The sequence below is a fragment of the Lentzea sp. NPDC058436 genome, from assembly GCF_042721515.1.
Lineage (GTDB): Bacteria > Actinomycetota > Actinomycetes > Mycobacteriales > Pseudonocardiaceae > Lentzea.
This window is the reverse complement of record NZ_JBHXLF010000029.1, coordinates 1-12,079: the sequence shown is the minus strand read 5'-3', so window position 1 is coordinate 12,079 and position 12,079 is coordinate 1. Positions and strand designations below refer to the sequence as shown.

13 protein-coding genes are annotated in these 12,079 nt (G+C 68.3%); 10 read left to right on the top strand and 3 right to left on the bottom strand.

The window, feature by feature from the left end:
* Window positions 1–109 precede the first annotated feature (109 nt).
* Both ACFWN2_RS42840 and ACFWN2_RS42835 read right to left on the bottom strand, forming a co-directional pair.
* The gene (locus tag ACFWN2_RS42840; RefSeq protein WP_382436398.1) at window positions 110–532 is read right to left on the bottom strand and encodes a DUF1203 domain-containing protein; all 423 of its coding nucleotides are present in this window, start codon (window positions 530–532) and stop codon (window positions 110–112) included.
* A gap of 17 nt (window positions 533–549) precedes the next feature.
* Complete coding sequence (locus ACFWN2_RS42835; RefSeq protein ID WP_382436397.1) at window positions 550–1,464, bottom strand: SAM-dependent methyltransferase; 915 nt, start codon at window positions 1,462–1,464, stop codon at window positions 550–552.
* A 120-nt stretch (window positions 1,465–1,584) separates the two neighbouring features.
* Between ACFWN2_RS42835 and ACFWN2_RS42830 the strand changes: the two genes are divergently transcribed.
* From ACFWN2_RS42830 to ACFWN2_RS42810, 5 genes are all read left to right on the top strand, one after another.
* Complete coding sequence (locus ACFWN2_RS42830; protein WP_382436465.1) at window positions 1,585–2,688, top strand: PrsW family intramembrane metalloprotease; 1,104 nt, start codon at window positions 1,585–1,587, stop codon at window positions 2,686–2,688.
* Window positions 2,689–2,790: 102 nt separating this feature from the next.
* Entirely contained in the window at window positions 2,791–3,681 is an 891-nt protein-coding gene (locus tag ACFWN2_RS42825; RefSeq protein WP_382436396.1) for a Rossmann-like and DUF2520 domain-containing protein, read from the top strand.
* Window position 3,682: 1 nt separating this feature from the next.
* The gene (gene panC, locus ACFWN2_RS42820) at window positions 3,683–4,573 is read left to right on the top strand and encodes a pantoate--beta-alanine ligase (RefSeq protein ID WP_382436395.1); all 891 of its coding nucleotides are present in this window, start codon (window positions 3,683–3,685) and stop codon (window positions 4,571–4,573) included.
* A gap of 10 nt (window positions 4,574–4,583) precedes the next feature.
* The gene (gene panD / locus ACFWN2_RS42815) at window positions 4,584–5,054 is read left to right on the top strand and encodes an aspartate 1-decarboxylase (protein ID WP_382436394.1); all 471 of its coding nucleotides are present in this window, start codon (window positions 4,584–4,586) and stop codon (window positions 5,052–5,054) included.
* Window positions 5,055–5,064: 10 nt separating this feature from the next.
* Complete coding sequence (locus ACFWN2_RS42810) at window positions 5,065–5,859, top strand: type III pantothenate kinase (RefSeq protein ID WP_382436393.1); 795 nt, start codon at window positions 5,065–5,067, stop codon at window positions 5,857–5,859.
* Here the strand turns inward: ACFWN2_RS42810 and ACFWN2_RS42805 are convergent.
* Entirely contained in the window at window positions 5,849–6,604 is a 756-nt protein-coding gene (locus tag ACFWN2_RS42805) for a class I SAM-dependent methyltransferase (protein WP_382436392.1), read from the bottom strand. The two genes, ACFWN2_RS42810 and ACFWN2_RS42805, sit on opposite strands and share 11 nt — an antisense overlap.
* Window positions 6,605–6,784: 180 nt before the next feature.
* Here ACFWN2_RS42805 and lysS point away from each other — a divergent pair, with 180 nt between their 5' ends.
* The 5 genes from lysS (at window position 6,785) to ACFWN2_RS42780 (ending at window position 11,891) form a co-directional block, all read left to right on the top strand.
* Window positions 6,785–8,239 carry a lysine--tRNA ligase gene (lysS, locus tag ACFWN2_RS42800; RefSeq protein WP_382436464.1) on the top strand — a complete coding sequence of 485 codons (1,455 nt, stop codon included), beginning with the start codon at window positions 6,785–6,787 and terminating at the stop codon, window positions 8,237–8,239.
* A 114-nt stretch (window positions 8,240–8,353) separates the two neighbouring features.
* On the top strand, window positions 8,354–8,707 hold the full coding sequence (locus ACFWN2_RS42795) for an Lsr2 family protein (protein ID WP_382436390.1): 354 nt from the start codon (window positions 8,354–8,356) through the stop codon (window positions 8,705–8,707).
* Between the two features lie 300 nt (window positions 8,708–9,007).
* Window positions 9,008–10,000, top strand: a complete 993-nt coding sequence (locus tag ACFWN2_RS42790; protein WP_382436389.1) for a FecCD family ABC transporter permease — start codon at window positions 9,008–9,010, stop codon at window positions 9,998–10,000.
* Window positions 9,997–11,076 (top strand): FecCD family ABC transporter permease, encoded by a 1,080-nt coding sequence (locus ACFWN2_RS42785; protein ID WP_382436388.1) that lies wholly within the window; start codon window positions 9,997–9,999, stop codon window positions 11,074–11,076. The genes ACFWN2_RS42790 and ACFWN2_RS42785 overlap by 4 nt, the downstream gene beginning before the upstream one ends.
* Window positions 11,073–11,891 (top strand): ABC transporter ATP-binding protein, encoded by an 819-nt coding sequence (locus ACFWN2_RS42780; protein WP_382436386.1) that lies wholly within the window; start codon window positions 11,073–11,075, stop codon window positions 11,889–11,891. Before ACFWN2_RS42785 ends, ACFWN2_RS42780 begins: the two co-directional genes overlap by 4 nt.
* Window positions 11,892–12,079 lie beyond the last annotated feature (188 nt).

The window sequence follows — 12,079 nt, the reverse complement described above, 5'->3', positions numbered from 1 at the left end:
TCTGCCCGCCGCGCCCGCCCTCGCCTCGCCTTCCCCGCTCGCCCTGCCGAGCCTCACACGCCTCGCCCGCTGCGCCAGCCCGCCCACCCAGCCCCACCCGCGAACCACCTCAAACCCGAGTGACCCCGAAGAAGAAGCACCCGTGCGAAACGCTCCGCACCTGCACCCCCTCAACCCCAGGATCGTTGAACAATCCCTCGATCACACGATCGAACGATCCGGGCTCCACCACCACCCCGTCACAGATCTGACCTGCGGCGTTGTACGACCGCACGATCCGGGGATTGTTCAACAACTCAACAGGCAGACGATCCAACAAAGCGCCGCCGGCGCACTCCACGTGCGTGAACACCGGCCCCACCTCCGCATAAGGCCCCTTCCCGAACGGCGACGAGTACCGGAACAACCACACCGGCTCGTCGGCCAGGGACTTCCGCAGGCAACACCGCAAAGGCACCCCGGGCGAGGAAGCGCGGTACTCACGACCAGGGTCGGAAAACGACTCGAAAGGCGACACGGCGTGGATTCGCATGCCGACAACGCTCGTCCTCAAGCCGAAGAAAAGCTGGCGGGATTCGGACGCCAGGGCGGCAAAAAAGGCAACAGGTCCGACACAGCCACCCCACGCCCGTGCAGCAACCACCCGAACGCCCCCAACCCGGAAGGATCACGCAACTCGGCGACCCGCCCGGCCCGAGCCGCGGACTCCAGCCACTCCCACCCGGACCCGGCAACACCACCGGTCAACCCCAAGGCCCCCAACGCATCCCGCTGAGAAACCAGCACCCGGTCCCCACCGGCAGCAGCCGCACAGGAGTCGAAAGCCACGTGCGCGGTGATGTCACAAGACCCGTCGAAGACAGGCGGAACCTGCCGCCCCTCCCGATACCCGGTCAAGGTGAACCGCCGAGACGACACCAGGTGCCCGTAGTCGATCGCCAACGCCGCCCCGCGCACACCACGAACAGCCGCCGCCCAGGCCGCGTCCCGAGGCGCCCCCACCTCCGCCAACTCTCCGTCCGCCAGCGAAGGCCACCACCGGGTGATCCAAGGATCAGAAGAGGGCCCGCGCACCACCGGACAGGGAATCGCGTCCAGCCACTCGTGCCCGACCAGCAGCCCGACACACGGCGGCACCTCACGAACCCACCGAACCCCGGGCAGTTCGACGAAAGGTCCGACCTCCACAGCCGTCACCCGGAGCCGGGACGCCAGGGACCCGGAAGCCTGCGAACGCACCGCGAACGCCAGCTCACCGCCGCCCGCCCCGACGTCCACGAAGTCCACGACCGGGGGAAATCCCAGAGCGGCGTCCACGCGCGACAACAGCGTCAGGAGTGCCGACGCGAGCTCCGGGCCGACCAGGGGAGACGTCCGGAAGTGCCCGGACGGCTTCTCCCCGCGGGCGAAGAAGCCACCGGGGCCGTACAACGCGGCGTGCCAAGCGGCTTCCCAGTCGAACACCGGACAAGTGTGCATCTAAGGTCATTTCTCGTGAACGACGCCGACCTCACACCGACGCCGACGCCGACAGCGACTTCGGCTGCGACGCCGACTCCGGCAGCGACGCCGACGAAGAAGCGCATCGAGCAGCGCCGCTGGACCGTCCTGTTCCCCGTCGTGGCGCTGATCGCGCTGGCCGCGGCAGGGCTCGTGCTGTTCGCGCTGGGCACGTCGAGCATCGGCATCGAGCCGTTGCTGGTCGGTGCCGCCGCCGCGCTGATCCCCGTCGCGTTCGTGGTGAGCGCCTTCCTGTGGATCGACCGGTGGGAACCGGAACCGGCGAAGATGCTGCTCTTCGCGTTCGTCTGGGGCTCGTGCGGCGCGACGATCAGCTCGCTCGCGTTCAACCAGACGTCGAGGGTGCTCGGTGACCTGCTGACGAACGACGGCACGACGTTCACCGCCGTCGTGGGCGCGCCGATCGTCGAGGAGGCCACCAAGGCCGTGTTCCTGATCGCCGTGTTCATGCGGCGCCGGCACGAGTTCGACGGCGTCGTCGACGGCATGGTCTACGCGGGCATCACGGCCGCGGGCTTCGCGTTCACCGAGAACATCTGGTACTTCGGCCGGGTCTTCCTGGAGAACGGTCTCGGCAACATGGGTGGCGGTGTGATCGCGCTGTTCGTGCTGCGCGGGGTGCTGTCGCCGTTCGCGCATCCGCTGTTCACGGCCATGACGGGCATCGGCGTCGGCATCGCGGCGACGACGAGCAACGCGACGGTCCGCATCGTCGCGCCCATCGGCGGGTACCTCACGGCCGTCGGGCTGCACTCGCTGTGGAACTTCTCGACGACGGTCGGCACCGGGTCGGACTTCATCAACCTGTACTTCCTGATCATGGTGCCCGTGTTCGCCGGTGCCGTCACGATCGTGGTGTGGCAGCGCAGGCGCGAGCAGCGGATCGTCGCGGGGCAGCTCGCCGCGATGGCGCAGAACCGGTGGATCGCCAACAGCGAGGTGGCGCTGCTGGCCAGCCTCAACGGCCGCAGGAACTGGCTGCGGGCGGTCAAGCGCAAGTCGGGTGACACGTCGGTCAAGGCCGTGCGGTCCTACCAGATCGCCGTCACCGAACTGGCCTTCCTGCGGCACCGCATCGAGCAGGGAACGGCCGGTCAGAGCGCCGAGCAACGCCACGGGGTGCTGCTCGACGCGCTGCACGCCGCCAGGGCGGCCGCCCGCCGGTGAATCCGGTCACCGACAGGCACATCCCCCCGCACGCGGAGCTACCCTCGGCGACGTCGTCCGGTACCCGCACCAGGGACTGGAACGTCAGAAGGAGTTAGTCGCATGGACGCGACCCCACGTCCGGCGAGGCTCGCCGTCGGTGTCATCTCGGCAGGCCGCGTCGGCTCCGTGCTGGGCGCCGCGCTGGCCAGGACGGGCCACGTGGTGACCGGCGCCTCCGCCGTCTCCCAGGCCTCCCGCGACCGCGCGGACGAGCTGTTGCCCGGCGTGCCGATCGCCGACCCCACCGAGGTCGCCGCGCGCGCGGACCTGGTGCTGCTGGCCGTGCCGGACGACGAGCTGGAGGGCCTGGTCAAGGGCCTCGTCGTCACCGGTTCGCTGCGGGCGGGCCAGATCGTCGTGCACACCAGCGGAGCTCAGGGCGTGAAGGTCCTCGAACCCGCCGCCGCACTGGGCGCGCTCACGCTCGCGCTGCACCCCGTCATGACGTTCACGGGCCGTTCCGAGGACCTGCAGCGGATGAGCGCCGCGTGCGTCGGCGTGACGGCCGCGGACGGCGACGAGGTGGCCTGGAGCGTAGGCGAGGCGCTGGTCGTCGAGATGGATGCCGAGCCGATCCGGGTGCCCGAGTCCGTCCGCCCGCTCTACCACGCCGCGCTGGCCCACGGCGCGAACCACCTGATCACGCTGGTCCGCGACGCCGCCGACCTGCTCACGAACGCCGGCGTCGCCAACGCCGAACGCCTGCTCGGCCCGCTGCTGTCGGCCGCGCTCGACAACGCGCTGCGCCACGGCGACAGGGCCCTCACCGGTCCGGTCGCCCGCGGCGACACGGGTACGTTGCGCAAGCACCTCGACGTGCTCGCCGGCGACGCACCCGAGACCCTGCCCAGCTACCGCGTGCTCGCCCGCCGCACCGCCGAGCGGGCCGAACGCTCAGGGCTGCTCAAGCCCGACGCGGCCAACGACGTTCGCACCACTCTTGAGGACTGACGTGACGAAGCCACTGACCAAGGACGACTTCCGCCCGAACGACGTCACGGTGCACCGCGACCCCGCCCGGCTGAACCGGGTCGTCAAGGCGCTCCGCAACGCCGGCCGCAACGTCGCGCTGGTGCCCACCATGGGCGCACTGCACGCGGGCCACCGGCAGCTGATCCGCGAGGCGAAGGTCATGCAGAACACGGTGATCGTCGTGTCGATCTTCGTGAACCCGCTGCAGTTCGGCGCGGGCGAGGACCTCGACAAGTACCCGCGCCAGTTCGAGTCCGATGTGGACATCTGCCGCGAGGAGGGCGTGGGGATCGTCTTCGCGCCGTCCGCCGAGGACATGTACCCGGAGGGCGCGCAGGTCACCGTCCACCCCGGACCGCTGGGCGACGAGCTCGAAGGCGCCGTGCGCCCCGGCCACTTCGCCGGCGTGCTCACGGTCGTGGCGAAGCTGTTCAACATCGTGCAGCCCACCTACGCGGTGTTCGGGCAGAAGGACTACCAGCAGCTGCAGCTCATCTACAAGATGGCGCGCGACCTCAACTTCCCGCTGGACGTCGTCGGCGTGCCGACCGTCCGCGAGCACGACGGCCTCGCGCTGTCGTCCCGCAACGCCTACCTGACGCCGGAACAGCGCCACCACGCCGTGACGCTGTCGGCAGCGCTCACGGCGGGCGCCCACGTCAGCGCCCAGGGCGCGGACACGGTGCTCAAGGCCGCGCACGACGTGCTGGCGCAGGTGCCCGAAATCGAACTGGACTACCTGGAGCTGCGCGGGCCCGAGCTCGGTCCCGCGCCGGAGAACGGCGACGCGCGGCTGCTGGTCGCGGCCCGCGTCGGTTCCACCCGCCTGATCGACAACATCGCGGTGTTGCTCGGCGAAGGCGACGAGTAGGGGGAATGACATGTTCCGCACGATGCTGAAGTCCAAGATCCACCGCGCCACCGTGACGCAGGCGGACCTGCACTACGTCGGCTCGGTGACGGTGGACGAGGACCTGATGGAGGCCGCCGACCTGCTGGCGGGCGAACAGGTCGCCATCGTCGACGTCACCAACGGCGCGCGCCTGGAGACCTACGTCATCCCCGGCGAGCGCGGCACAGGCGTGCTGGGCATCAACGGCGCGGCGGCGCACCTCGTGCACCCCGGCGACATCGTGATCCTGATCGCGTACGGGCAGATGGACGACGCCGAGTCGCGCACCTACCAGCCGCGCGTCGTCTTCGTGGACGCCGACAACAAGGTCGTCGACCTCGGTGCCGACCCCGCGCACGCCCCCGAGGGGTCCGGTCTGGTGAACGGCTCCACGAGCGCGCCGTCTTCTGAGACCGTGGAAGCGACCGCGCTGGACGCGTTGATCAAGACCGAGAACTGAGGAACACACCGTGCTGCTCGCCATCGACGTCGGCAACACCAACATCGTGCTCGGTCTGTACGACGGGGTCGGCGACTCGGCCCCGCTCGTGCGCGACTGGCGGATGCGCACCGACGCCAGGATGACCGCCGACGAGCTCGCGCTGACCATGCGCGGCCTGCTCGGCGAGTACGCCGACAAGATCACCGGCATCTCCGCGCTGTCCACCGTGCCCGCGGTGCTGCGCGAGCTGCGGGTCATGCTCGGCCGCTACTACGACGCCGTGCCGAAGATCCTGGTGGAGCCGGGCGTGAAGACCGGCGTTCCGCTGCTCGTCGACAACCCGAAGGAGGTGGGCTCGGACCGCGTGATCAACACGCTGGCCGCGCACCACCTGTACGCGACGTCGTGCATCGTCGTCGACTTCGGCACGTCCACGAACCTCGACGTGATCTCGTCGCGCGGCGAGTTCCTCGGCGGCGCGCTCGCGCCGGGCATCGAGATCTCGGTCGACGCGCTCGCGTCCCGCGCGGCCCAGCTGCGCAAGGTCGAGCTGATCAAGCCCCGCAACGTGATCGGCAAGAACACCGTGGAGTGCCTGCAGTCCGGCATCGTCTACGGGTTCGTCGGCCAGGTGGACGGGCTGGTGCGCAAGATCACCGAGGAGCTCCAGCAGACCGATCCCGGTCCCGTGACGGTGATCGCCACGGGCGGGCTCGCCCCGCTGGTCGTCTCCGAGTCCTCGACGATCGCGCACCACGTGCCCGACCTGACGCTGCTGGGGTTGCGCATGGTCTTCGAGCGCAACATGTCCGCTACTCGCTGACGCGCACCATCCGGAAGACCTCCGCGCGCAGGGGGACGTCGAACGGCCCGTTCGACGTCTCCGGCCGTGCGCGGAGGTACGCGAGCATCTTGTCGTTGATCGCGGCCCGCTCCTCGTCGTCGATGACGAGCATGCGCGAGTGCGTGTTGATCCACTCGATGACCGCCTCGGGCGAGTCCCGGTGGTGGCTGTGCGGGAAGGTCGCGCGCTCCTCCGTCGTGAAGGACGGGTGCGCCGTGATCGCGACGGGGTCGTGCCGCTGCGACTCGACGCTGCTCGCCGACAACTCCTCCAGCTCGCGCACCCACTCGACGTCCGAGACCGGCTCGGCCCACATGGCCGCCAGGACGCCGCCGGGCCGCAGCACGCGGGCGATCTCCGGCAGTGCCTTCTCCTGGTCGAACCAGTGGAACGCGGTGCCGACGAACACGGCGTCGACGGTCTGGTCTGGCACCGGGATGTGCTCGGCGTGACCGGGCAGCGCGCGCACGCCGTGCACACGGCGCACCAGTTCGGAGAGCATCTGCTCGTTGGGCTCCACGGCTGTCACGCGGTGGCCCTCCGCGCACAGTCCCGCGGTCAGCTTGCCGGTGCCGGCGGCGAGGTCGAGCACGTCGAGGCGCTCGTCCGTGCCCAGCGGCTCCAGAGCCCACCGGATCGCCGCCACGGGATAGTCAGGCCGGTGGTCGGCGTAGGCCTCCGCCTGCGCGCCGAACGAGTCCGCTCGCCTCGCGTGTAGATCCATCCGTCCAACTTAGTGAGAAGACCGGCGCACATGTTGGTCCGGTCGGCGCTGCCTGCCGATCTCCCGGCGATTTAGCGGTATCCGGTTCGCTTTGACTTCGCGCGTGTCCGTACCCTTCTCGGCGTGAGTGAGCAGCCGAAGCAAAACCTCGTGACCAGCGAAGAAGACCTGCCAGAGCAGATGCGCGTGCGCCGGGAGAAGCGTGCGCGGCTGCTCGCTTCCGGTAAGGAGCCGTATCCCGTCGAAGTCGCGCGCACGCACACGTTGCGCGAGATTCGCGAAGCACACCCCGAACTCGAACCCGACACGCAGACCGGTCAGCAGGTCGGCGTCACCGGCCGCGTGATGTTCATGCGCAACACCGGAAAGCTGTGCTTCGCGACGTTGCGCGAAGGCGACGGCACCGAACTGCAGGCGATGCTGAGCCTCGCAGGAGTCGGTGAAGAAGCGCTTTCCGAGTGGAAGACCGACGTCGACCTCGGCGACCACGTTTTCGTGAGCGGTGAGGTCATCAGCTCCCGCCGCGGTGAGCTTTCCGTGATGGCGGACGGGTGGCAGCTGACGTCGAAGTCGTTGCGCCCGTTGCCGGTCGCGCACAAGGAACTCGGCGAGGAAACCCGCATTCGCCAGCGATACGTCGACCTGATCCTCAGGCCGATGGCCCGTGACACTGTTCGGACCCGTGCGAACGTGGTTCGTTCTCTGCGCGACTCGTTCCACCGGCGCGGATTCCTCGAAGTCGAGACGCCGATGTTGCAGACGCTGCAGGGTGGTGCGAGCGCGCGTCCGTTCATCACGCACTCGAACGCGCTCGACATCGACCTGTTCCTGCGCATCGCGCCGGAGCTGTACTTGAAGCGTTGCGTCGTCGGTGGCATCGAGAAGGTCTTCGAGATCAACCGGAACTTCCGCAACGAAGGCGTCGACTCGTCGCATTCGCCCGAGTTTTCGATGCTCGAGTACTACGAGGCGTACGCCACGTACGACTCGAACGCCGTACTCACGCGCGAGCTGATCCAGGAAGCCGCGGAAGCGGTGACGGGTTCTCAGATCGTCACGTTGGCGGATGGCTCCGAGTACGACCTCTCGGGTGAATGGACGACTCTGAGCATCTACGAGTCGTTGTCCGAAGCGGTCGGTGAGGAAATCACCCCCGAGACGCCGGCGGAGACGCTGCGCAAGCTTTGTGACCGCCACGAACTCGAGGTGAACCCGAAGTTCGGGCACGGCAAGCTGGTCGAGGAGCTGTGGGAGCACCTGGTGTGCGACTCGCTCTACGCGCCCACGTTCGTGCGCGACTACCCGGTGGAGACGTCTCCGCTGACCAGGCAGCACCGCACCAAGCCCGGTGTCGCCGAAAAGTGGGATCTGTACGTGCGCGGATTCGAACTGGGAACGGGTTACTCCGAACTGGTGGATCCGGTCATCGAGCGGGAACGCCTGGAAGCGCAGGCGCGTCTTGCCGCGGCCGGTGACCACGAGGCGATGCCGATCGACGAAGACTTTCTGCGATCACTGGAGTACGGAATGCCACCGAGTGGTGGTGTCGGAATGGGTATCGATCGGCTGCTGATGGCCCTCACGGGTCTGGGTATCCGGGAGACCATCTTGTTCCCGCTCGTTCGCCCTGAATGAGTAACTTTCCGGATGTCGATAGGTGCAATGCGGCACCCGTGCGCTAACCTGCCTCGCAGAAGGCTTTAGTTGGCGACGCGGGTGACCGCGCATTCGGGGTCCTGGAGGATACGCATGGCGCAGAAGGTCACGGTGACCCTCGTCGACGATCTGGACGGTTCCACTGCTGAGGAGACCGTCGAGTTCGGACTGGATGGTGTCGCCTACACGATCGACCTTTCCTCGGGCAATGCGGGCAAACTGCGGGACGCTCTCGCCGACTTCGTCGGAAGTGCACGTCGCGCGGGTGGCCGCAAGCGCCTGGGCCCGGGTCGTCCGGCCGGCACCGCTGTGAAGGCGCGTCCGGCATCGGCGGATCGTGAGCAGAACCAGGCCATTCGCGAGTGGGCCCGCAAGCAGGGCATGAAGGTGTCGGACCGCGGCCGCATCCCGGCCGAGGTGCTCGACGCATACCACCAGCAGGGCTGAAATTCGGTAAAGCACGAAGGGGTTCCGGGGAAGATTCCTCGGAACCCCTTCGTGTTATTTGGGTGACTGCTCAACTACCAGCGGGTGGCCGGAACGCGGTTTTTGGTGCCCAAACGAGGTCGCTCTTACTTCTGATGTTTTAGTTGATCTGACAACGGGTTTGTATTTCTCTGACGCCTTCTCCGGTTGTCCGTTGTGGCTCGTGGTGCGGTTGTGACCAGAACTTCGTCCCGGCGTCTCGGTCGTCTCAGCTGGTTCGGTTAGGCTTACCTGTCCTTACTGGAGCTGGGAGGGTAGGCCTTGGGTCGTAGGTCGTTCGGCCTGCTCGTCCTGCTGGCCGTGCTGGTCGCCGTGTGTCTGGCGAGCATCGCGATCGGCTCGAAGGAGATCCCGCTCGCCGGGGTGTGGCACGGTCTCTTCACGCCGACCGGCGTCGAGGACGACGTGGTGATCCGCGAGCTGCGGATCCCGCGGACGTTGCTCGGCGTCGCCGTGGGCATCGCACTCGGTGTGGGTGGCGCTCTCATGCAGGGCCACACGCGCAACCCGCTGGCCGATCCCGGCATCCTCGGCGTCACGCACGGCGCGGCGCTGGCGGTCGTGCTCTCGATCTTCCTGCTCGGCGTGAACTCGGTGGTCGGCTACATCTGGTTCGCCTTCGCCGGCGCGATGATCGCGAGCGTCCTGGTGTTCCTGCTCGGGTCGGCCGGTCGTGGCGGCCCGTCGCCGGTGACGCTGGCGCTGGCGGGTGCCGCCGTCTCCGCGCTGATGAACGGCCTGGTGTCGGCGATCGTGCTGCTCGACCAGCAGTCGCTCGACGCGTTCCGGTTCTGGCAGGTCGGCGCGATCGCGGGACGTGACCTGACGGTGCTGACGCAGGTGGCGCCGTTCCTGTTCGTCGGCCTGGTGGTGGCGGCGTTCAACGCGCCGGGCCTCAACGCCATGTCGCTGGGCGAGGACGTGGCGAAGTCGCTGGGCGTCGACACGAGCAGGACGCGGATGCTGGGCATCTTCGCGATCACGCTGCTGGTGGGCGGTGCCGTCGCCGCGTGCGGGCCGATCGGGTTCCTCGGGCTCGTGGTGCCGCACGTCGCGCGCGCGTTCACCGGCCCGGACTACCGCTGGATCCTGCCGTACTCGGCACTGCTCGGGGCGATCCTGATCCTGTTCGCGGACATCGTCGGCCGCGTGGTCGCCCGCCCGTCCGAAGTGGAGGTCGGCGTGATGCTGGCGCTGATCGGCGCGCCGTTCTTCATCTACCTGGTGCGGCGCAAGAAGCTGGTGAAGATTTGACCACCGCGACCAAGACCCCCGCCGCCAAGGCGCCCGCGCTGCGCGTGGGAACGACGTCGTTCAAGCTGCGCCCCCGCCCGCTGATCGTGGTGGCGGCCGCGCTGGTCGTCCTGGCGGCCCTGTTCGTGGCCGACATCATGGTCGGCGACTTCCCGCTGACCGTGGCCCAGGTCGTCGACACACTCCTGGGCGGCGGCACCCGCCGCGACCAGTTCGTGGTGATGGAACTGCGCATGCCGCGCGCCCTCACGGGCCTGCTGGTCGGCGGCGCCCTCGGCCTGTCCGGCGCGATCTTCCAGGCCATCGTTCGCAACCCGCTGGCCTCACCCGACATCCTCGGCGTGACGTGGGGAGCAGGCGCCGGCGCGGTCTCGGTGATCACCTTCGCGGGTTCGCTCGGCGTGGTGACCGGCAGCGCGGCGTCCATCGGCGTCCCCCTGGCGGGCCTGTTCGGGGGCCTGTTCGCGGGCCTGCTCGTCTACGCGCTGGCGTGGCGCAAGGGCATCGAGGGCTTCCGGATGGTGCTGGTCGGCATCGGCATCACCGCCGTGGCCGGCAACTTCACGCACTACCTCCTGACCGTCGGCGACGTGCAGGACGCGGGCCGCGCGATGGTGTGGATCACCGGCTCCCTGAACGGCCGCGGCTGGGAACACGTCGTCCCCGTCGCGTTGGCCCTGGTGGTGCTGGTCCCGGTGGCGATGGTCGGCGGCCACGTGCTGGGCGCACTGCAGTTCGACGACCAGACCTCCCGAGGCCTGGGCATCCGCGTGAACGTGGCGAGGTCGTTCCTGATCATCGTGGCGATCGTGCTGGCCTCCGTGGCCACCGCGGCGGCAGGCCCGATCACGTTCGTGGCCCTGGCGTCCCCGCAGATCGCGCTGAGGCTGTCCGGCACCGCGCAGCCACCGTTGTTCGGCTCGGTGGTGATCGGCGGCGCGCTGGTCATGCTGTCCGACCTGGTCGCGCGAACCGTGTACAAGACCGAGTTGCCGGTCGGTGTCGTCACCGCGGTGCTCGGCGCGCCCTACCTGATGTTCCTGTTGATCCGAAGCCGCCGGGAGGCGCGGGTATGAGTGTGCGTCTTGAGGCTTCGTCGTTGTCCATCGGCTACGGGGAGCGGCTGATCGTCGACTCCCTGGACCTGTCGATCCTCGACGGGACCGTGACCGCGGTGATCGGTCCCAATGGGTGTGGCAAGTCGACGCTGTTGAAGGCGTTGGGGCGGTTGTTGCCTGCTCGGTCCGGTGCGGTGTTGCTGGACGGTCAGAAGATCGACTCGATGTCGACGCGCGATGTCGCTCGTGTGTTGGGGATGTTGCCGCAGTCGCCATCCGCTCCTGAGGGGCTGACTGTTGCCGATCTGGTGGCTCGGGGGCGGCATCCGCATCAGGCCTGGTATCGGCAGTGGTCTTCTGATGACGCTGCGGCTGTGGATGAGGCCCTTGCGATGACCGGGATTCTGGATCTCGCTGAGCGGACTGTCGACGAGTTGTCCGGTGGGCAGCGGCAGCGGGCCTGGATCTCGATGGCTCTTGCTCAGGGCACGGATCTGTTGTTGCTGGACGAGCCCACCACCTATTTGGACCTCGCCCATCAGATCGATGTGCTGGATTTGGTTCAGGAGCTGCACGCTTCCATGGGGCGAACCATTGTGATGGTGTTGCACGACCTGAACCTGGCTGCTCGGTACGCGGACAACATCGTCGCGATGCGGGGTGGGCGGATCGTGGCCCAGGGGACTCCCGGTGAGGTGTTGACCGAGGAGATGTTGCTGGAGGTGTTCGGGTTGGACGCTCGGGTGGTCGAGGATCCGGTTTCTGGGACGCCTTTGGTGGTGCCTGTGGGGTCTCGGCATCGGCTGCCGGAGGATGTCGGACCTGCTGAGTAGGTTGAGATGTAGGGGTTCCCGATTCGGGGGGACGCCTGCGTGAGCGTGTTGCGGCTTTTGCGGGTGGTCGTTTTGCGTGCGGCCTGTTGCGGTTGCGTGCTTCCCCTGGGGCTCTGCCCCAGACCCCGGCAATCTGAAATGGGGGTAGCGCTGCCTGCGGGTTGATGGCACGCCTGTTGCGTAGGGCG